Source organism: Frateuria sp. GZRR35 (assembly GCF_051900415.1).
Classification (GTDB): Bacteria; Pseudomonadota; Gammaproteobacteria; order Xanthomonadales; family Rhodanobacteraceae; genus Frateuria_A.
In genome coordinates, this window is sequence record NZ_JBHZGL010000002.1 from 403,248 (window position 1) to 423,448 (window position 20,201).

The 20,201-nt window shown below is 68.1% G+C and carries 17 protein-coding genes; 9 read left to right on the forward strand and 8 right to left on the reverse strand.

The window, feature by feature from the left end:
• Positions 1 to 645: 645 nt before the first annotated feature.
• The 4 genes from ACFWZ3_RS04410 to ACFWZ3_RS04425 form a co-directional block, all read right to left on the reverse strand.
• Positions 646 to 2,220: a response regulator gene (locus tag ACFWZ3_RS04410; protein ID WP_439706567.1), complete on the reverse strand. Its 1,575-nt coding sequence runs from the start codon at positions 2,218 to 2,220 to the stop codon at positions 646 to 648.
• A gap of 46 nt (positions 2,221 to 2,266) precedes the next feature.
• Positions 2,267 to 2,713, reverse strand: a complete 447-nt coding sequence (locus ACFWZ3_RS04415; RefSeq protein WP_439706568.1) for a response regulator — start codon at positions 2,711 to 2,713, stop codon at positions 2,267 to 2,269.
• On the reverse strand, positions 2,710 to 4,482 hold the full coding sequence (locus ACFWZ3_RS04420; protein ID WP_439706601.1) for an ATP-binding protein: 1,773 nt from the start codon (positions 4,480 to 4,482) through the stop codon (positions 2,710 to 2,712). Before ACFWZ3_RS04420 ends, ACFWZ3_RS04415 begins: the two co-directional genes overlap by 4 nt.
• A gap of 303 nt (positions 4,483 to 4,785) precedes the next feature.
• The gene (locus ACFWZ3_RS04425) at positions 4,786 to 7,062 is read right to left on the reverse strand and encodes a GH92 family glycosyl hydrolase (RefSeq protein WP_439706569.1); all 2,277 of its coding nucleotides are present in this window, start codon (positions 7,060 to 7,062) and stop codon (positions 4,786 to 4,788) included.
• A gap of 128 nt (positions 7,063 to 7,190) precedes the next feature.
• Between ACFWZ3_RS04425 and ACFWZ3_RS04430 the strand changes: the two genes are divergently transcribed.
• The 5 genes from ACFWZ3_RS04430 to ACFWZ3_RS04450 are packed head-to-tail and all read left to right on the forward strand — an operon-like array spanning position 7,191 to position 13,720.
• Entirely contained in the window at positions 7,191 to 8,240 is a 1,050-nt protein-coding gene (locus tag ACFWZ3_RS04430; RefSeq protein WP_439706570.1) for a LacI family DNA-binding transcriptional regulator, read from the forward strand.
• 20 nt (positions 8,241 to 8,260) lie between these two features.
• Positions 8,261 to 9,583, forward strand: coding sequence for a sugar MFS transporter (locus ACFWZ3_RS04435; protein WP_439706571.1), 1,323 nt, complete (start codon positions 8,261 to 8,263; stop codon positions 9,581 to 9,583).
• Complete coding sequence (locus tag ACFWZ3_RS04440) at positions 9,580 to 10,548, forward strand: carbohydrate kinase family protein (RefSeq protein ID WP_439706572.1); 969 nt, start codon at positions 9,580 to 9,582, stop codon at positions 10,546 to 10,548. Before ACFWZ3_RS04435 ends, ACFWZ3_RS04440 begins: the two co-directional genes overlap by 4 nt.
• Positions 10,545 to 11,756 carry an AGE family epimerase/isomerase gene (locus tag ACFWZ3_RS04445; RefSeq protein WP_439706573.1) on the forward strand — a complete coding sequence of 404 codons (1,212 nt, stop codon included), beginning with the start codon at positions 10,545 to 10,547 and terminating at the stop codon, positions 11,754 to 11,756. Before ACFWZ3_RS04440 ends, ACFWZ3_RS04445 begins: the two co-directional genes overlap by 4 nt.
• Positions 11,757 to 11,770: 14 nt before the next feature.
• Positions 11,771 to 13,720, forward strand: coding sequence for a M1 family metallopeptidase (locus ACFWZ3_RS04450; RefSeq protein WP_439706574.1), 1,950 nt, complete (start codon positions 11,771 to 11,773; stop codon positions 13,718 to 13,720).
• A gap of 335 nt (positions 13,721 to 14,055) precedes the next feature.
• On the opposite strand, the gene ligD is transcribed toward ACFWZ3_RS04450, so the two are convergent.
• Both ligD and ACFWZ3_RS04460 read right to left on the reverse strand, forming a co-directional pair.
• Complete coding sequence (gene ligD / locus ACFWZ3_RS04455; protein WP_439706575.1) at positions 14,056 to 14,979, reverse strand: non-homologous end-joining DNA ligase; 924 nt, start codon at positions 14,977 to 14,979, stop codon at positions 14,056 to 14,058.
• Positions 14,980 to 15,063: 84 nt separating this feature from the next.
• A complete protein-coding gene (locus ACFWZ3_RS04460; RefSeq protein WP_439706576.1) occupies positions 15,064 to 16,032 on the reverse strand; it encodes a Ku protein in 969 nt (322 codons plus the stop codon).
• A 109-nt stretch (positions 16,033 to 16,141) separates the two neighbouring features.
• On the opposite strand from ACFWZ3_RS04460, the gene ACFWZ3_RS04465 reads away from it, so the two are divergent.
• From ACFWZ3_RS04465 to ACFWZ3_RS04475, 3 genes are read left to right on the forward strand one after another with little or no spacing between them, the layout of a single operon-like run.
• Entirely contained in the window at positions 16,142 to 16,759 is a 618-nt protein-coding gene (locus ACFWZ3_RS04465) for a YceI family protein (protein ID WP_439706577.1), read from the forward strand.
• A complete protein-coding gene (locus tag ACFWZ3_RS04470) occupies positions 16,746 to 17,318 on the forward strand; it encodes a cytochrome b (RefSeq protein WP_439706578.1) in 573 nt (190 codons plus the stop codon). The genes ACFWZ3_RS04465 and ACFWZ3_RS04470 overlap by 14 nt, the downstream gene beginning before the upstream one ends.
• Entirely contained in the window at positions 17,315 to 17,881 is a 567-nt protein-coding gene (locus tag ACFWZ3_RS04475; protein WP_439706579.1) for a YceI family protein, read from the forward strand. Before ACFWZ3_RS04470 ends, ACFWZ3_RS04475 begins: the two co-directional genes overlap by 4 nt.
• 138 nt (positions 17,882 to 18,019) lie before the next feature.
• Here the strand turns inward: ACFWZ3_RS04475 and ACFWZ3_RS04480 are convergent, their stop codons facing one another.
• Positions 18,020 to 18,250 (reverse strand): glutaredoxin family protein, encoded by a 231-nt coding sequence (locus ACFWZ3_RS04480; protein ID WP_439706580.1) that lies wholly within the window; start codon positions 18,248 to 18,250, stop codon positions 18,020 to 18,022.
• 76 nt (positions 18,251 to 18,326) lie between these two features.
• On the opposite strand from ACFWZ3_RS04480, the gene ACFWZ3_RS04485 reads away from it, so the two are divergent.
• On the forward strand, positions 18,327 to 19,709 hold the full coding sequence (locus tag ACFWZ3_RS04485) for an L-serine ammonia-lyase (RefSeq protein WP_439706581.1): 1,383 nt from the start codon (positions 18,327 to 18,329) through the stop codon (positions 19,707 to 19,709).
• Between the two features lie 81 nt (positions 19,710 to 19,790).
• On the opposite strand, the gene ACFWZ3_RS04490 is transcribed toward ACFWZ3_RS04485, so the two are convergent.
• On the reverse strand, positions 19,791 to 20,186 hold the full coding sequence (locus ACFWZ3_RS04490) for a helix-turn-helix domain-containing protein (RefSeq protein ID WP_439706582.1): 396 nt from the start codon (positions 20,184 to 20,186) through the stop codon (positions 19,791 to 19,793).
• Between the last annotated feature and the right edge of the window lie 15 nt (positions 20,187 to 20,201).

The window sequence follows — 20,201 nt, forward strand, 5'->3', positions numbered from 1 at the left end:
ACGAGGGGCTCGCGGGAATGCCCGCCGTAGCTGTTCGCTTGTTTGTCGTTCTTGGGCGGCCTCTCCGCGACTGGGCTCGCCTGCGGCGGGCTTCCGATCGCCTGCCGGCGCTCGGGAGCTGAAGCGGGAAGAACGCGCGATTGTGCCCGTCCGCCGCACTCTGCTCCCTCTCCCCTCCGGGGAGAGGGCTGGGGTGAGGGGCCGGGGCTCGCGGGGCTGTCTGCAGGAGCGCTGCCTTGCTTGTCGTTCTTGCGCGGCCTCTCCGCGACTGGGCTCGCCTGCGGCGGGCTTCCGATCGCCTGCCGGCGCTCGGGTCACTTTCTTTGCGGGCCCAAAGAAAGTAACCAAAGAAATGGCCTGGCTAAGTACCGGGTAGCTAAAAAGCTAGGTGCCTGTGCGCCCTGTTTGGTAGGCCTCTTGCTCTTAGAGGAGCTGCCGCCGCTTTACCGCGGGCGCTCGGGAGATGAGGCAAGGGAGGCACTTGGCGGGTTAGGTGGTGCCGGCGCGAGCGCCGCACTTGGCTCCCTCTCCCCTCCGCGGAGAGGGTTGGGGTGAGGGGCCGGCGCTCGCGGGGAATGTGCTTCCCGCCGGTACCCCATAAAACAATGCCGCCCCCTCACCCCCGGTGGCCTGGGGGAGAGGCGGCTATTCGCTCGCCTCCGTCTCCTGCCCGCCCAGCGCCTGCCGCATCGTCCGCAGCAGTTGTTGCGTGTTGATCGGCTTGTCGACCAGGTACAGCCGGTCCAGCCTGGGCAACTCCTCCAGATCCGGCGGCGCCTCGGGCCGCGCCAGCAGCAGCACCGAGCGCCGATAGCCGTGCTCGATCAGCGCCGCCAACGTGCGCACGCCGGTGAACAGGTTCATGTCCGCATCCATCACCACGAGGTCGGGCACGCCGTGGGCCTCGATCCACTGCAGCGCCGCGGTGCCGCTCTGGCTGGCGTGCGGCTGGTAGCCGTAGCCGTCGAGGATGTCGACCAGCAACGACAGCGGACCGGCCTCCTCCACGACGACCAGCACGCGCTCGGCCTCGCCCATCAGGCTTTCGCCCTGCTCCTCCTGTACCGCCGCCTCGACATCCGGTTCCGCGATCGGGATGTAGAGGTGGAAAGCGGTGCCTTTGCCCGGTTCGCTGTCCAGGCGCATGACGCCGTTGTGCCCGGCGACGATCCGCTGGCAAGAGAGCAGGCCCAGGCCGGTGCCGCTTTCCTTGGTGGTGAAGAACGGCTCGAACAGATGCTCGCGTACCTCCGGCGACATGCCCGGCCCGGTGTCGGCGACGGTCAGCCGCAGGTAGCGGCCTGGATGCGGTTGCTCGCCTTGCAGGAAGAAGTCCTCGGCCAACTCGCACTCGCACGCTTCGATGCGCAGATTGCCCCCGGCCTCGCCCATGGCCTGGATCGCGTTGAGACAGAGATTGAGCAAGGCCTGCTGCAGTTCGGTGTGGTTGCCTTCGAAAGCCAGTTCGCGATCATCGATCACGAGGTCCATTTCCACCGCACGCGGCACGCTGCCGCGCAGCAGCAGGCCCAGTGCATCCATCAGCGCGCCCACGCGCACCTGCTCGGCGCGCCGCGCGCCGCGGGCGAAGGAGAGCATCGACTGAACCATCTGCAGACCACGCCGACCGCAGTCGCGCACCAGCGCGCCCAGGCGCCCCAGGCGCGGGTCGTCCTGGTAGTCCTGCAGGCTGTCGCCGGCCAGCAGCAGCGGTTGCAACAGGTTGCGCAGGTCGTGGCTCAGGCCGCCGGCGAGCATGGCCAGGCTCTCGAAGCGCTGCGCACGGATCAGCTCTGCCTCGGCGCGGCGCTTGGCCCGCACGGCCTCGGCCTCGGCCAGCGCACGGCGCACGGCGCTGGCCAGCCGCGTGGGATTCTGCTTGAGGATGTAGTCCGTGGCGCCGTTGCGCAGTGCCTCGACCGCGGCCTCCTCACCCAGCGTGGCCGAGACGTAGATGAAGGGCAGATCCCCGTCATGCTGCCGAAGCAGCTCCAGCGCGCGCTGGCCGGAGAAGCCGGGCAGGCTCAGGTCCGACAGCACGATGTCCGGGTGGAACTCCTCGAGGCAGGCGATGTAGCCGGCCTCGTCGTCGACCAGCCGCACCTGATAGTCGATTCCGTCCGCGTCGAGTTCCGCCTGGATCAGCTCCGCATCGATCGGGTCGTCCTCGACCTGCAGGATGCGAATGGTGGGCAGCGGGCGTGTGGTGGCGTTGGGCATGCAGTCTATTGCGCTCCTGTTTCGTTCCGTCGTCCAGCACCCAAAGTCATTCGTGCTCCGGCAACTGGTTGAGCACGGCCCAGAAGCGGCCCAACGTCCGCACCGCCTCGAAGAACTGGTCCACGTCCACCGGCTTGATCACGTAGGCGTTCACGCCCAGGTCCCAGCTGCGCGCCAGGTCGCTTTCCTCGCGCGAGGAGGACAGGATCACCACCGGGATCAGCCGCCACCGCTCGTCCGCGCGCAGCCGGGTCAGCACTTCCAACCCGTTCATGCGCGGCATCTTGATGTCGAGCAGGATCACGGACGGATCAATATCCTCGCGCCCCTGCCAGGGGCCTCGGCATTGCAGGTAGTCCAGGCAGTCGACGCCGTCTTCCACGTGCACCACCGGATTGGCCAGGTTGGCCTCGCGCAGCCCGTCCATGGCCATCTCCGCGTCGGCCAGGCTGTCTTCGACCAGCAGCACGGGACCCAGGTGGCGGTTGTTCATGACGAAAGCCTCGTGGTGCGCGCTTCGGCCAGTTCAGTGGCCGGCAGCGAGAAGTGGAAGCTTGCGCCGCGGTCCGGTTCGGCTTCGGCCCAAACCCGGCCGCCGTGGCGCGCGACGATGCGGCGCACGTTGGCCAGTCCGATGCCGTTGCCGGGGAATTCGGAGGCACGGTGCAAGCGCTGGAACACGCCGAACAGCTTGCCGGCGTACTCCATATTGAAACCCGCGCCGTTGTCGGCCACCGTGAAGACGTATTCACCATCGCGGTCACGGTTCATGTCGATGGCGATCTTCGCCACCTCGCGCCGGCCGGTGTACTTGACCGCGTTGCCGATCAGGTTCTGCCAGACGGTGCGCAGCATGTTCTCGTCGCCGATCACGATCGGCAACGGCCCGATGGTCCACTCGATGGTCCGATCGGCCGCTTCGGACTCGGCCAGCGCGCGCGCCTCGTCGACCAGCGACTGCATGTCCACCGCCTGCAACCGGAGTGCGCCGCGGCCCAGGCGCGAAAACACCAGCAGATCGTCGATCAGCTGCGCCATGCGCGTGGCGGAGGTGGAGATCACGTCCAGGTAGTGGGCGGAGGTCTCATCCAGGTGCTCGTCCATGTGGCGCTTGAGCTTGCCGGTGAAGCCGGCGATGTGGCGCAGCGGCGCGCGCAGGTCGTGCGAGACCGAGTAGCTGAAGGCCTCCAGTTCGCGATTGACGTCGGAGATCTGCGCGACCTTGCCTTCGAGCTGGCGGTTGAGTTCTTTCACCTGCTGTTCGACCAGTGCGCGCGCGGTGACGTCGCTGACGGTGAGCAGCAACACCGGCTGCTCGCCCTCATGCTGCTGCAGGCGGCGGGCGTTGACCATGACGTGGCGGTCGATCCCGCCCACGGTACGCTGCACCAGTTCGTAGTCCCACAGTTCGCGGTCATGCAGCAGCACGTCGCGCAGGCGCTGCAGCAGCGCGCCATCGGTCCAGGCGCCCTCGCCCACTTCCTGGAGCGGGCGCAGCTCGCGTTGTTCCTCCTGCGGCAGGCCGTACAACTCGCTGAAGGCGGTGTTCACCAACAGCGTGCACAGCTGCGCATTGAGCAGTGCGATCGGCTCGCGCACCGCCTGCACGATCATCTGTGCCCGGCGCACGGCTTGGCCCTCGCGCGTCTCGGCGCGCATGCGGCGGGCAATCTGGCGTTCGGAGACGAACACGATGATCGAAAGCAACACCACCTGTGCGATCGAGGTGATGGTCAGCACCAGCGCACTTTCGAAGGCACTGCGCCGGGCGTGCGCGCGACGTTCCATCAACACCGTGCCTTCGTTACGCACCACGGTGTCGATCTGCCCGTCCATCGGAAACAGCGTGCCGGCGTCATGCAGCGCCGCCACTGCGCCGGCGCGGTCGCCCTGCTGGATCCGCGTGAGCGCCTGCTCCAGCAACGCCAGCCGCCCGTTCACCACGTTGCCCAGCGAGCCGATCGCCGCCTGCTGGGTGGGGTTGTCGCGGGTCATGTCGCTCAACTGCCCGAGCAGCGCGGGTACGTCGTTGCCGGCCTGGCGCGCCTTGTCGACCAGGCCCGGTTCGCGGGCACCCTCGAGCAGGCGGAAGATCGCCGCCTCGCTGCTGCGGGTGACGTAGGCAATGCGGTAAGTGAGCGACTTGACCTCGGAGGAATGCGTGACCAGTTGCCCCGCTTCCATCGCATCGTCGTGGCTGGTGCGGGTGGCCAGGTAAGGCAACAGCACGATCACCAGCACCGCGCACAGCAGCCCGGCCATGCGCCAGCGCGGTACCCGCCAGCGGTGCAGACCGCGGCGGAGCTCGGGCAACAGGGCGCGATGGCGGCTGGGCATGCGGAGAGGATTCCTCACGGCGCGTCGGACCAGCGGAGCTTACGGCCTATCGCCCCTCGGCCGGTAAACGTGCAATGAAAGCCTACGGCGCGTTAGGGGCGGGTGATGGCTGGCGTGCGACCGCCCCCTCCCCCCGGAGGGAAAAGGTTCAACAGCGCGCGCCCCGAGGCGCCTGGCCCGCACACCGCGCTGCTCCCTCTCCGCTCCGGGAAGAGGGTTCAACCAGCGTCATCGCGCCGGCTGCGCCTGCATGCGGAAGTGCAGCTCGCCGCCGGCGAGGATCTGCCCGTGGTGCAGGAACGGTTTGGCCAGCGGCTTGCCGTTGAGCGTGATCTCGCCGACGTAGGGGTGCGCATCATCCAGCGGCGCGGCGCTGATCGTGAAATCCCTGCCGTTGGTCAGGTGCAGCGAGGCCCGCTCCACGAACGGCCTGCCGATGGCGTAGACGTCGCTGGCGGGCGTCACCGGATAGAAACCCATCGCGGTGAACACATACCAGGCCGACATCTGGCCGAGGTCGTCGTTACCCGAGAGGCCGTCCGGCCGCGCGGCGTACTGGCTGTCCATGATCTGCTTGAGCCGCTGCTGCGTCTTCCACGGCGCGCCGGCGTAATCGTACAGGTAGGCGATGTGGTGGCTGGGCTCGTTGCCGTGGGCGTACCAGCCGATCAGGCCGGTGATGTCCTCCACGTGCTTGAAGTGGGCCGGGTCGATCTTTGCGTCGAACACCTCGTCCAGTCGCTGGATGAACTTCGCGTCTCCGCCCATTGCTTCGATCAGCCCGGGCACGTCCTGCGGGACGTACCAGGAATACTGGTAGGCGTTGCCCTCGGTGTAGTCAGTGCCGTAGCCCGCGGCCGCAGGGTCGAACGGCGCGCGGAAGGTCCCGTTGGACAGCCGTGCGCGCATGAAGCCGGTCTTGGGATCCCACGCATTCTTCCAGTTGCCGGCGCGCTTTTCGAAGGTGGCGGCGACGTCGCTGCGCCCCATGGCCTTGGCCATCTGCGCCAGCGACCAGTCGTCGTAAGCGTATTCGAGCGTCTTGGAGGCGCCTTCGGGTTCCTTGTCGATCGGCACGTAGCCGAGCTTCATGTAGTCGGCCAGGTCACCGTAGGGCCCGTACGTGGCACTGGCGACCATCGCATCGAGCGCCTTGCCGGCGTCGAAGCCGCGAACGCCCTTGATCCAGGCGTCGGCGATCACCGGCACGGCGTGGTAGCCGATCATGCACCAGGTCTCCAGGCCCTGGTACGCCCACACCGGCAGGATGCCGAACGGACTCGCCTCGCGCGCGGCGATCAGCGAGCGGATGAAGTCGGTGCTGCGCTCGGGGTTGAGCAACACCATCAGCGGCTGCTGCGCGCGGTAGACGTCCCACAACGACCAGGTCGAGTAGAACTCGTAGCCGTCGGCCTGGTGCACGGCGTGGTCAGGCCCGCGGTACTGGCCGTTGGCGTCCATGCTCAGCGTGGGCGAGAGCATGGCGTGGTAGAGCGCCGTATAGAACTGTTTCCGCACGATGGCCGATGCATCGATGTCGATCACCGCCAGCGCCTTGTCCCAGGCCGCCTTCGCCTGCGCGCGGCGGGCGTCGAAATCCCATCCCTTGCCGTCCACGTCGAGGTTCGCCACGGCATTGGCGGCGCTGACCGGCGAGATCGCCACCTTCACTTCCAGCGGCCTGGCGAGCCTGCCGAAGTCGAACACGCCGACCAGCGCGCGGCCGTTCTGCGCATCGCGGTCGACCGGCTGGTTGCCCGGACCCTTGAAGCCCTTGTAGACCACGTCGTTTTCGCGGTCGTACAGCGTGCGCGCGGTGATCGGCTGGTTGAAGCGCATGGCGAAGCACAGCTCGCGCCCCGGCGCCCAGCCACGGGTGGTGCGGCAACCGGTGACCGTCCCGTCGTCGTGCACCTGCAGGCGCGACCACAGCACCTTGCCCGGGTAGTCGTAGATGCTCGGGCGCAGGTCCAGCAGCAGGTGCGCGCTCTTGCCCTTCGGAAAGGTGTAGCGGTGCCAGCCCACGCGGCGTCCGGCGGTGAGTTCCGCACGGATGCCGTAATCGGCCAGGGTCACGGCGTAGTAGCCGGCCTGCGCGACTTCCGTGGCATGGTCGAAGCGCGAGCGGTAACCACTGCCCGGCTTGGCCGGATCGCCCGGCTCCAGCCTCACCTCGCCCGCGATGGGCATCACCAGCACGTCGCCCAGGTCCGAGTGGCCCGAGCCGGAGAAGTGCGTGTGCGAGAAGCCCAGGATGCTGTCGTCGCCGTACTGGTAGCCGGCCGCCCACTTGTAGGCGTGCTTGAAGTCCGGCATCGCCGTGTCCGGCGAGAGCTGGATCATGCCGAAGGGCACCGTGGCGCCGGGAAACGTGTGGCCGTCGCCGCCGGTGCCGATGCGCGGGTCGACTTCGCCCGCGTGGCCGGCGGCCGCAAGGGCAAGGCCGGGTGCAAGGGCCAGGGCGAAGGCAAGGCAGGACAGGCGGACGGCCATCGGAGGCTCCATTTGGATCGTTCCAAATGCGTACGCTAGCAGCGCGTCGCCCGCGGCGCATGTTGCGCTGCGTGAAGCCGGTTTGCTCAGGATCAGCTAGATTTGGATCGTTCCAAACCGTCTTTTCCACCGGGTGCCCAATGGAAAGCAACACCCCGCTCGGCCGCAAGGTTACCGTGCGCGACATCGCCGCGGCCTGCGGCGTCTCGCGCGCCACCGTATCGCTGGTGCTGCGCGACAGCCCCCTGGTCAACAAGGACACCCGCGCCCGCGTCGAGGAAGAACTGCGCCGCCAAGGCTACGTCTACAACCGCGCTGCTGCCAACCTGCGCCGGCGCACCTCCTCGTCGATCGCGCTGGTGATCAACGAGCTGGCCAACCCGTTCTTCGCGGAGTTCGCCGCGGGCGTGGACGATGTGGTGGGCGAGGCGGGCATGGTCACCCTGCTGGGTTCGTCCAGCGAGTCGCCCAAGCGCGAACAGGCCGTGCTCGGCTCGCTGATCGAGCACGGCCCCGGCGGCATCATCCTCTCGCCCGCCGAGGGCAGCGATGCCAGCCAGGTGCTGGCCGCGGTCGGCGCGCGCACGCCGCTGCTGGTGTTCAATCGCGAACTCAGTGGCGAGCAGCCCGAATACGCGCACTGGGATTCGCTGGCGCTGGACAACCAGCAGGGCGCGCGCGAGGCCACCGCGCACCTGATTGCGCAGGGCCACCGGCGCATCGCCTTCTTCGGCGGCCACGGGGATTCCTCGTCCTGCCGCCAGCGCCGCGCAGGCTATCGCGAGGCGATGAAGGCCGCCGGTTTCCCGATGGCGTCGCACTGGGAGGTCGAGTGCCTGCCCACCCGCCTGGATGCGGCCCGCTGCGCCGAGGCGCTGTTCAAGGCCGATCCCGCGCCCACCGCGGCGGTCTGCTACAACGACGCGGTGGCGCTGGGCCTGATGCACGGCCTGGCCGAGCGCGGGCTGGCGCCGGGGCGGGATTTCGCATTGACCGGCTTCGACGACATCGCCGAGGCCGCGCTTGCCACCCCGTCACTCACCACGCTCGCCGCCGCGCCGCGCGCGCGCGGGCGCCAGGCCGCGCAGATGCTGCTCGAACGCCTGCGCGATCCGGAAGCCGAAGCACGGCGCATCGTCGCGCCGGTCAAGTTGGTGATCCGCACCAGCAGTTGTCCGCCCCTCGCCTGACCGGACCGAAGGAGTCCCCCATGGCCATCACGCAAGCTCCCAACCGGTCGCCCGCCCCCCCTGCCGACGGGCCGCGCGAGCGCTACACCACCTATCCGGCAGCACTCGCGGTGGTCACCACGATCTTCTTCATGTGGGGCTTCCTCACCTGCCTCAACGACATCCTCATTCCGCACCTGAAGGCGCTGTTCGAGCTGAACTACAAGCAGGCGATGCTGGTGCAGTTCACCTTCTTCGGCGCGTACTTCCTCATGTCGCTGCCCGCCGGCCGGCTGGTGGCGCACCTGGGCTACAAGCTCGGCATCGTCGCGGGACTGGCGATCGCCGGGCTCGGCGCCGCCGGCTTCTGGCCGGCGGCGGGGCTGCACTCCTACCCCGCCTTTCTCGGCGCATTGTTCGTGCTGGCCACCGGCATCACCGTGCTGCAGGTGGCCGCCAACCCTTACGTGGCGCTGCTCGGACCGGCGCGCACCAGCTCCAGCCGCCTCACGCTGGCGCAGGCGCTCAATTCGTTCGGCACGTTCCTGGCACCCCACTTCGGCGGCCTGCTCATCCTTGCCGTCGCCGTGAAAAGCTCGCTCGAAGTCGCCCAGCTCTCGCCCGCCGAGCAACTGGTCTACCGGGCGCAGGAAGCGCAGGCCGTGCAGGGCCCCTACCTTGGGCTGGCCATCGCGCTGTTCGTGCTGGCCGTGCTGGTGTACCTGTTCCGCCTGCCGGCGCTGGAGGAAGCCACCGAGCAGGCCGACCGCGGGCACCACACGCTGCTCGACGCGCTGCGCATCCCGCACGTGCTGTTCGGCGTGATCGCGATCTTCTGCTACGTCGGCGCGGAAGTGGCGATCGGCAGCTTCATGGTCAACTACCTGTCGCTGCCGCGCATCGGCAACATGCCCGAGACCACGGCCGCGACCTACGTGTCCTACTACTGGCTGGGCGCGATGATCGGCCGCTTCGCCGGCTCCTGGCTGATGACCCGCTACTCGCCGCGCGCGCTGCTGGCACTGTTCGCCGCGGTCAATATCGTGCTGCTGGCGGTCACCATGAGCACCGCCGGCATGACCGCCACCTGGAGCATCGTGGCGATCGGCCTGTTCAACTCGATCATGTTCCCGACCATCTTCACGCTGGGCATCGAGCGGTTGGGGCCGCTCACCGAGAAAGCGTCGAGTTTGCTGATCATGGCGATCGTCGGCGGCGCGGTGATTCCCTTCGCACAGGGCGCCCTGGCTGACGCGATCGGCGTGCAGGCGGCCTTCGTCCTGCCGGCCGTGTGCTATGCCTACATCGTGTTCTACGGCCTGCGCGGTTCGCGGATCGTCGGCGCGCCGCTGGAGGGCCGATGAACCGTCCCATCCTCTGCTTCGGCGAGGCGCTGATCGACTTCCACGCCGAGGGCGCTGGCGCGACCGGCTTCCCGCGCGCGTTCGTGCCCTTCGCCGGCGGCGCGCCGGCCAACGTGGCGGTGGCGGTGGCGCGCCTGGGCGGCGTGGCGCGCTTCGCCGGGATGCTCGCGTGCGACCCGTTCGGCGACTTCCTGCTCGACAGCCTCCAGCGCGCCGGCGTGGGCGTGGCCGACGTGGCACGCACCGACGAAGCCAACACCGCGCTGGCGTTCGTCAGCCTGGACGCCCGCGGCGAGCGCAGCTTCAACTTCTATCGCCCGCCCTCGGCGGACCTGCTGTTCCGGCCGCAGCACTTCCGTGCGCAGGCGTTCGATGATGCGGCGGTCTTCCACGTCTGTTCCAACAGCATGACCGACCCCGACCTCGCCGAAGCCACCCGCGAAGGCATGCGCCGCGCGCAGGCCGCCGGCGCGCTGGTCAGCTTCGACCTCAACCTGCGCCCGGCGCTGTGGCCGCGGGAGTCGAACCCGCGTCCCTCGGTATGGCCGGCGCTGCACCTGGCAGACGTGGTCAAGCTGTGTGCCGAGGAATTCGCCTGGCTGGCCGAGGACGGCGCACTGCTCAACCGTCTGTGGCGCGGTCGCACGCGCCTGCTGGTGGTCACCGACGGTCCGCGGCCGCTGCGCTGGTTCCGCCGCGACGCAAGCGGCGAGCTGCCCTGTCCGCAGGTGACGGCGGTCGACACCACGGCCGCGGGCGACGCCTTCGTCGGCGGCCTGCTGTACCGGCTCGCCGCGCTCGGCGATGCCACCGCCTTCGAGGCGCTGCTGCGCGACGACGCGGCGCTTGAAGGAATGCTTTCCTTCGCCGCCGCCTGCGGCGCCCTCACCGTCACCCGCCAGGGCTCGTTCACCGCGATGCCGAGTGCGGCGGAAGTCGACGCCTTCCTGGAATCAAACCGATGAACACCCTGCCCGACTTCCGCAGCGAGAGTTTCCTGCGCGAGCACATCGCCCGGACCATGGCGTTCTATCACCCGCGCGCGATCGACCCGGCGGGCGGCTTTTTCCATTACTTCAAGGACGACGGCACGATCTACGACCGCAGCCATCGGCACCTGGTCAGCAGCACGCGCTTCGTCTTCAACTACGCCTTCGCGGCGATGGAGTTCGAAGACCCCGACTACCTGGAAGCCGCGCGCCACGGCCTGCGCTACCTGCGCGACGTGCACCGCGACCCGGCCACCGGCGGCTACGCCTGGACCCTTCGCGACGGCCAGCCGGATGACCGCACCAACCACGCCTACGGCGTCGCCTTCGTGCTGCTGGCCTGCGCCAGCGCGCTGCGCGCGGGACTGGTCGAGGCGGAGCTGTGGATGGACGAAACCTGGACGCTGCTGGAGAAGCACTACTGGGACGCCGCGGCCGGTCTGTATCGCGACGAGGCCGACGCGAACTGGCAGTTCTCCTCCTACCGCGGCCAGAACGCCAACATGCACATGTGCGAGGCGATGCTGGCCGCCTACCAGGCCAGCAACGACGTGCGCTACCTCGACCGCGCCCTGCTGCTGGCCGACCACATGACCCGCCGCCAGGCCGCCAAGGCCGGTGGCCTGGTGTGGGAGCACTACGACGTCGACTGGAACGTCGACTGGGACTACAACCGCGACAACCCGCGCCACCTGTTCCGCCCCTGGGGCTTCCAGCCGGGCCACCAGACCGAGTGGGCCAAGTTGCTGGTGATTCTGGAGTCGCACTTGGCCGGGCGCGGCCGCGAGGAGCGCTGGCTGCTGCCGACCGCCCGCCACCTGTTCGACACCGCGCTGATGCGCGCCTGGGACCCGAAGCACGGCGGCATCCATTACGGCTTCGCGCCCGACGGCAGCATCTGCGATCCGGACAAGTACTTCTGGGTGCAGGCCGAGTCACTGGCTGCCGCGGCGCTGCTGCACGCACGCACCGGCGAGGCGGTCTATGACCAGTGGTACGAGCGGTTGTGGGCGTACGCGTGGGAGCATTTCGTGGATCACCAGCACGGCGCGTGGTATCGCATCCTCACCCACGACAACCGCAAGTACGACGATCAGAAGAGCCCGGCCGGCAAGGTCGACTACCACACCATGGGCGCCTGCCACGAAGTGCTCGCGCTGATCCGCGCCGGCGGCCAACCATGAACAGGGGACTTTCGATGAAGGCACTCGCAGTCTGCATGATCGGCGCGCTCGCGCTGGCCACCACCCTCGCCGCCGCGGCGGACGCACCGCGCTACGACCCGCTCCAGACTTTTGCCCCGTTCACCTACCCCGACCCGGTCAACGCCTACCGCTCCGGCGACGGCAAGCCGGGCCCGCTGTTCTGGCAGAACCGCGCCGACTACACGATCGAGGCCACGCTGGACCCTGCCAGCCGCCTGCTCAGCGGCCACGAGACGATCACCTACACCAACCACAGCCCCAGCGCGCTGGACGTGCTCTGGCTGCAGCTGGACCAGAACCGCTACAAGACCGATGCGCGCGGCGCTTTCACTAGCGAGTTCCCGACCGAGTTCACGCACGGCTACCAGATCGCCTCGGTGCAGGTGGAAGACGGCAGCGGCCACCTGACGCCGGTGAAGTGGGTCGTCTCCGACACCCGCATGCAACTGCACCTGCCCGAAGCGGTGAAGGCCAAGGGCGGCAGCGTGCGCGTACACATCGCCTGGAGCTTTACCGTGCCGGGCGAGTTCGGCGGCCGCATGGACGTCAACGCGAGCAAGAACGGCGACATCTTCGAGATCGCCCAGTGGTACCCGCGCCTGTGCGTCTACGACGACCTGCGCGGCTGGGACACCGCGCCCTACCTCAACAGCGAGTTCTACCTGGAGTACGGCGACTTCGACTACAAGGTCACGGTGCCTTCGGACATGATCGTGGCCGGCTCCGGCGAGCTGGTGAACCCGCAGGAGGTGCTCACGCAGACGCAGATCAAGCGGCTGGACGAAGCCCGCCACAGCGACAAGACGGTGATGATCCGCACGCCGGCGGAGGTCAACCAGCCGTCCAGCCGTCCGAAACAGGGCGGCACGCTGACCTGGCACTTCCGCATGCACAACACGCGCGACGTGGCCTTCGGCGCGTCCAAGGCGTACGTGTGGGACGCCGCGCGCATCAATCTGCCCCATGGCAAGAGCGCGCTGGCGATGTCGGTGTACCCGGTCGAGAGTGAGTGGAACCGCGCCACCGAGTTCCTCAAGGCCTCGGTCGAGCATTTCTCGAAGGAGTGGTTCCCCTACCCCTGGCCGGTGGCGATCAACGAGGCAGGCACGGCCGGCGGCATGGAGTACCCGGGCATCACCTTCGACCACAAGCGTGCCAAGGGCGGCGCCCTGCACATGCTGATCGCGCATGAGATCGGGCACACCTGGTTTCCGATGATCGTCGGCTCCAACGAACGGCGCGACGCCTGGATGGACGAGGGCTTCAACACCTTCGTGGACATCTACGAGGACGAGGCCTTCAACCACGGCGAGTTCGCGCCCAAGCGCGACAGCGAGTACGCGCCCGGCGGCGGAAATCCGGCCGACGAGATCGCCAGGGTGATCGCGGATCCGCAAGCACCCGCACTGCTCAATGGCGCCGACATGACGCCGGAGAAGTACCGGCATCCGATCAGCTACTTCAAGGGCGCCTTCGGCCTGGTGCTGCTGCGCGAGCAAATCCTGGGGCCGGAGCGCTTCGACGATGCTTTCCGCAAGTACATCGCCACCTGGGCCTTCCGTCATCCGTCGCCGTCGGATTTCTTCCGCTTCATGGAAAGCGAAGCGGGCGAGGACCTCGGCTGGTTCTGGCGCGGCTGGTACCAGCACAACTGGACGTTCGACATGGCGGTGCGCAAGGTCGAACCGATCGATGGCGACTGGTCGCATGGCGCGGCAGTGACGGTGGCGAACCTGGACCGGCTCGTGCTGCCGAACACGTTGCGGCTGACCTACGACGACGGCAGTACCAAGGACGTGCGCGTGCCGGTGGAGACCTGGCAGCAGCACCGCGAGTACGTGGTGCGGGTGGCTGGATCACGCAAGGTGGTGTCGGTGGCGCTGGATCCGGCGCATGGGCTGCCGGAGGCGGATCGCACCAACGACGTGTTGCAGGTGAAGTAGCCCGCGGGGCTTCCCCCATCCGCCTGTCGGCACCTTCCCCCGTGGAACGGGGGAAGGCTTACTCGGGCGAAACTTCGACACCCGGTCCTTTCCCCGTTCCACGGGGCAAGCGCACTGGCCATACCTCGCGAGCTCGCTGAAAGCGCCACCCGATCCACGGAGAAGGCTCACTGGCCACACCTGGCAAGTTCGCTGAAAGCGCCCCCCGATCCTTCCCCCGTTCCACGGGGGAGGCCCACTGGCCATACCTCGCAAGCTCGCTGAAAAGCGCCACCCCGATCCTTCCCCCGTTCACGGGGGAAGGTGCCCGCAGGGCGGATGGGGGAAGCCCCGCCTCAGCCCTTCGGCAACCGCTGCTGCAGCTTGGCCATGCCTTCCCAGGGATCGGCCTTCAGGCTCCGCGCCCGCTCCATCGCAGCCTGCATGCCGAAAGCAGCGCCGCCTCCGACCTTCCCCAGCTCCTCCCACCGCAACGGCATCGCCACCGGCGCGCCCACGCGCGCCCGCAGCGACCAGCTGCACACGCTGGTTGCCCCGCGCGCGTTGCGCAGCCAGTCGATGAAGATCTTCCCTTCCCGCTGCGCCTTGCTGGCCGTGGCGATGTAGCGATCGGGCGCACGCTCGACCATCGTGTCCGCGACCCGCTCGCAGAAATCCTTCACCGCCTGCCAGCCGGGCCCGCGACGAAACGGCACCACCACGTGCAGGCCCTTGCCGCCGCTGGTGCGCACGAAGCTCGCCAGCTGCATCCCATCAAGCAACTGGCGAATGCCGCGCGCACCATCCACCACCGCCTCCCACGCCACGCCGGGCGCCGGGTCCAGGTCCAGCACGATGCGGTCGGGCGAATCGGGCTTGTCCACCCTCGAGCCCCACGGATGGAACTCGATCGTGTTCATCTGCACCAGCTGCAGCAAGCCCTTGCGGTCGCGGATGTAGACGTAGTCGTCCTCGCCACCGGCCTTTTCCTCCAGCGGAATGGGCCGCACGCTGGAGCCGAGCTTGGCCGCGTGGTGCTTCTGGAAGAAGCAGGCGCTGTCGGTGCCGCCAGGGCAGCGCACCATCGACAGCGGCCGATTGATCATCTCGGGGAGGATCCAATCGGCGACCGCCGCGTAATAGGCAGCCACCTCGCCCTTGGTGATGCGGTCGTCCGGATAGACCACGCGCGAAGGGTGGGTGATGCGCACGCCGGCGACGTCGACCGGCTTGTCGGTGCGTGGCCGGCGAGTGGCAGCCTCGGTGGTTTGCTCACGCATGGTCACGCAGCCTCATGTGTAGGAGCGCACCTGTGCGCGACCGGGATGCATGGCGGTCGCGCACAGGTGCGCTCCTACAGGGGATCATCCGGCCTTGCGCCCCTTGCGCGTGGCGGTCGCCTTCTTGGCCGGGCTCTTGCGCGAGGCCTTCTTGGTCTCGGGCTCGGCCTTCTTGGCGGCCGCCTTCTTCGCCGCAGGCTTCTTCTCGGCCTTGTCCGCCTTCTCCGGCTCGTCCTTGCCCTTGGCCGGCGTGCGCTGCTTGCCCTCGATGCTCTTCTTGAGCAACGCCATGAAGTCGACCACGTTGGTGGTGGCGTTGGCGTGCGCGGGCTCCTCTTCCTCGAGCGTGGTGGTGACGCCCTTGCTCTTGAGCCGCTGCTCGATCACCGCGGTAAGCCGCTCGCGGAACTCGTCCTTGTAGTTTTCCGGCTCGAACTTGCCGGACATCGACTCGATCAGCTCGCCGGCCATGTCCAGCTCGCGGTCGCTGATGCGGTATTCGGAGGCCGCCTTGTCCGGCAGCGCGTACTCCTCGGCGTCGACCAGTTCCTGCGGGAAGCGCAGCAGGATCAGCATCAGCGCCTCCTCCTGCGGCATCACCGCGCACAGGTATTCGCGCGTGCGGATAACCACCCGCGCAATGCCGATCTTGCCGGTGCGCTTGAGCGTCTCGCGCAGCAGCACGTAGCCCTTCTCGGCCTTCTTGCCGGGTACCAGGAAGTAGGGCTTCTCGAAGTACGCGGGGGTGAGCTGGCCGGCGTCGATGAAGGTGTCGATCTCCACCGTCTCGTGCGCCTCGGCCGCGGCGCTGCGGATGTCCGATTCCTCCAGCACCACGTAGCTGCCCTTGGAATACTCGTAGGCCTTGACGATGTCCTTCCAGGGCACCTCTTCGCCCGATTCGGCATTGACGCGCTCGTAACGCACCGGCTGGTTGTTGCGCTGGTCGAGCATGCGAAAGTGCAGGTCGACCTTGCGCTCGGCGGTCATCAGCCGGATCGGGACGTTCAGCAGCCCGAACGACAGCGTACCGGTCCAGATGGGGCGAGCCATGGGCCTACCTCCATAAGTGGCGGGTCTGGAGGTTTGACACGCGGGACGTGCATGAAACGCCAAGGATTCGCGCTGGCACCCACGCCAACGATCATCCAGACTTGGCCTGATGAGCGCCCTGCCCGCCACCGCCCGCCTGCTTGCCTGTGCGGCGCTGCTGTGCCCGCTCGCAGCCGGCGCGGCCGAGCATCGCTACCGCTACGACACGGTGCACAGCCAGATCCTCTTCAGCGTAAGCCACGACGGCTACTCGCGCCCGTTCGGCCGCCTGCACATCGCGCGCGGCTGGCTGCGTTTCGACCCGGACGACTGGAGCCACGCCGCCACGGCGCTGGACATCGACGTGGCCAGCCTGGACATGGGCGACGCCGACTGGAATGCCGCGGTGCTCAAGCCCGCCTTCCTCGACGCGAAATCGGCGCGCTACGCCCACTTCGCCAGCACCTCGGTCGAACGCAAGGACGACAGCCACGGCGTGCTGCATGGCCACCTCACCCTGCGCGGCGTCACCCGCCCGATCGATATTCCATTTACGTTCAACCGCCAGGCGCGCACCATCTTCGGCCTGCACACCATCGCCGGGTTCTCCGCCACCGCCATGCTCGACCGCACCGATTTCGGCATCACCGCCAACCAGGGCTCGATCGGCCAGCACGTTTCCGTGTGGCTGGAGATCGAAGCCATCCGCGAAGAACGCCACCGGGAGGACGCCGATGCTGCGCAATGACGCGTGGCGCTGGGGCGCCGTCGCCAAGTTCTTCCACTGGACGATCGCGCTGCTCATCCTGGGCAATGGCGTGTTCGGCCTGCTGATGGACCTGGCCAGCTCGCCGATGCAGAAGGTCAACTGGATGGCGCTGCACAAGTCGATCGGCCTCACCGTGCTGGCGCTGTTCGTGCTGCGCCTGCTGTGGCGGGCGTTCAACCGGCCGCCGCGCGAACTGCCGGCGCCGCGCTGGCAGCTGTGGGCCGCGCGCGTGGTCCACGCGGTGCTGTACCTGCTGGTCGCCGCGCTGCCGCTGTCGGGCTGGTGGTTCAACTCGGTGCGCGGTTATCCGCTGCAGTTCTTCAAGCTGTTCAACCTGCCCGCGATCGCGGCGAAGAACCCCGACCTGCGCCGCCTCTCGCACGAGGTGCACGAGTACCTTTTCTGGATACTGCTGCTGGTGCTGGTCGCCCATGTCGGCGCGGCGCTCAAGCATCATGTGTTCGACAACGACGACGTGCTCCGCCGGATGTGGCCGTTCGCCCGGCTCCGGCGCGAAACAAAGGAGACCGAAGCATGATCCGATCGCCCCTGGGACGCCTGACCCCGCTGCTGCTCTGCCTCGCCCTGCCGATAACCGCCTCGGCCACCGATTACCGCGTGCTGCAGGACCAGAGCTCGCTCGGCTTTACCGCCACGTTCCAGGGGGCGCCCTTCCAGGGCAGTTTCGCGCAATGGCACGCGGCGATCCGCTTCGATCCGGCGCACCTGGCCGGCTCGAAGTTCGACGTGACCGTGGACACCACCAGCGCCAACACCGGCGATGCCGATCGCGATGGCGCGCTGCCGGGCGCGGACTTCTTCAACGCGACCAAATACCCGCAGGCCCGCTACGTGGCGACCGAGTTCGTCCAGGCCGGGACGCACGCGATCGCACGCGGCAACCTGACGCTGCGCGGCGAGAGCCACCCGCTCAACCTCACGGTGACCTACTCCCCGCAACCGGACGGCACCGCGCTGATGGACGTGTCCGGCACCCTCAAGCGACTGGACTACGGCGTGGGCGGCGGCGAATACGCCGACACTTCGGTGATCGGCAACGACGTAACGGTCACCGCGCACCTGGTGCTCGCACCGAAGTAGCGCTCCGGGACGCCCCCATCCCCTGTCGGCACCTTCCCCCGTGGAACGGGGGGAAGGCTCACCAGGGAGCGCCCGCTACGGTCCTTCCCCCGTTCCACGGGGAAAGGTGCCCGAAGGGCGGATGGGGGAGGACTTGCCTCAGCCCCTCACGAATCCCCGCACCACCTCCGCATCGAACGGCCAATCCAGCTCCCGTCCGTCCCTTGCATCGCGCAACACCGGCACCCGCGTGCCATAGCGCGTTTCCAGCCCTTCATCGTCATCCACCCACACGCTGTCGAACTCCGGCGCACGCGCCGCAGCGAGCACCGCAAGCGCCTGATCGCACAGGTGGCAGTAGTCGCGCTGATAGAGAACGAAGTCGGCCATGCGGCGGCGAATGAACTGCCAAACGTGAAGGGGGCGCGTAGAATAACGGGTTCACCCCTTTCCACGCAGCGCACTCATGGCCGTCAGCGTTTTCGACATCTTCAAGATCGGTATCGGGCCGTCGTCGTCGCACACGGTCGGGCCGATGCGCGCGGCCGCCCGTTTCGGCGAGCGCTGGCTGGAGGAAAAGGGCGTGCTCGACCGTGTCGTGCGCGTACGCGCCGAACTCTACGGCTCGCTGGCGATGACCGGCCGCGGCCACGGCACCGACAAGGCGGTGCTGCTGGGCTTCGAGGGCCACCATCCGGACACCATCGATCCGGACCTGATCCCCGACATCCTCGCCCGTATCCGCGCCACCGGCCGCCTGCGCGTGCTGGGCACGCACGAGATCGCGTTCGACGAAAAGGCGGACCTGGTCTTCAACAAGCGCCAGAAGCTGCCCTTCCACACCAACGGCATGCGGTTTTCCGCCTATGACGCCGACGGCAACCAGCTGGCGACGCGCGACTACTACTCGGTCGGCGGTGGCTTCGTAGTCAACCACGACGAGGCGGCCGAAGACCGCATCGTTGCCGACACCACCGAACAGCCCTACCCGTTCTCCACCGGCGACGAGCTGTTGGCGCTGTGCGAACGGCACGGCATGACCGTCGCCCAGCTGATGATGGCCAACGAAAGCGTGTGGCGCCCCGAGGCCGAAACCCGCGCCGGCCTGCTGACCATCTGGAAGGCCATGCAGCACTGCGTCAGCCGCGGCCTGCGGTCCCCCGGCACCCTGCCCGGCGGCCTGCACGTGGCGCGCCGTGCCCCGGCGATGGCCGACGAACTGCGCAACCAGCCCGAAGCCTCGCTCAAGGACCCACTCACCATCCTGGACTGGGTCAACCTGTACGCGCTGGCCGTCAACGAGGAAAACGCCGCCGGCGGCCGCGTGGTGACCGCGCCGACCAACGGCGCCGCGGGCATCATCCCCGCGGTGGGCCACTACTACCTGCGCTTCTGCCCCAAGGCGGACGAGAACGGCATCATCGACTACCTGCTGACCGCCGCCGCCATCGGCATCCTCTACAAGGAGAACGCCTCCATCTCCGGCGCCGAAGTCGGCTGCCAGGGCGAAGTCGGCGTCGCCTGCTCGATGGCCGCCGGTGGCCTCACCGCCGCCCTGGGCGGCAGCATCTGGCAGGTCGAGAACGCCGCCGAAATCGGCATGGAACACAACCTCGGCCTCACCTGCGACCCCATCGGCGGCCTGGTGCAGATCCCCTGCATCGAGCGCAACGCCATGGGCTCGGTCAAGGCCATCAACGCCAGCCGCATGGCGCTCAAGAGCGACGGCAAACACCGCGTCAGCCTGGACAAGGTCATCAAGACGATGCGCGACACCGGCCGCGACATGAAGGACAAGTACAAAGAGACCAGCCGCGGCGGCCTCGCCGTCAACGTCATCGAGTGCTGAGCACTTAGCTCCCTCTCCCCTGCGGGGAGAGGGTTGGGGTGAGGGGCGGGGGCTCGCCGGACGCTTTCCGCCGAAACGCCTTTAGTGCGCCTTCCCACGCGCCTGCGCAAGCACCGCGATCAACTCGCGTACCAGCTTGCGCTGCGCTTCGGGCAGCAACAGAAACTCCTCGAACGCCAGCCGGTCATGGCCGCGCACATGATCGGGCCAGGTCGCGGGCGCCTCACGCACACCTTTCGAGGAGCCGCCGTACTCCAACTCATGCGCAGGAAGGCCGACGATCTTCGCCAACGCACGCACGTTGGCTTTCTTTGGCATGTGTTTGCCACTGAGCCAGCCCGAGATCGCCTGCGACGTCACGTTCTCGCCGCCATTGCGTGGCACCAGCTTCTCCAGCACCGCCGGACTCGCCTCGATCCCGGCCGCTTCCAGGGCCGCCACGAGGCGTTTGGCAAAGGCGGTCTGTTCGCTCGTCATGGCCGCGACCATAGG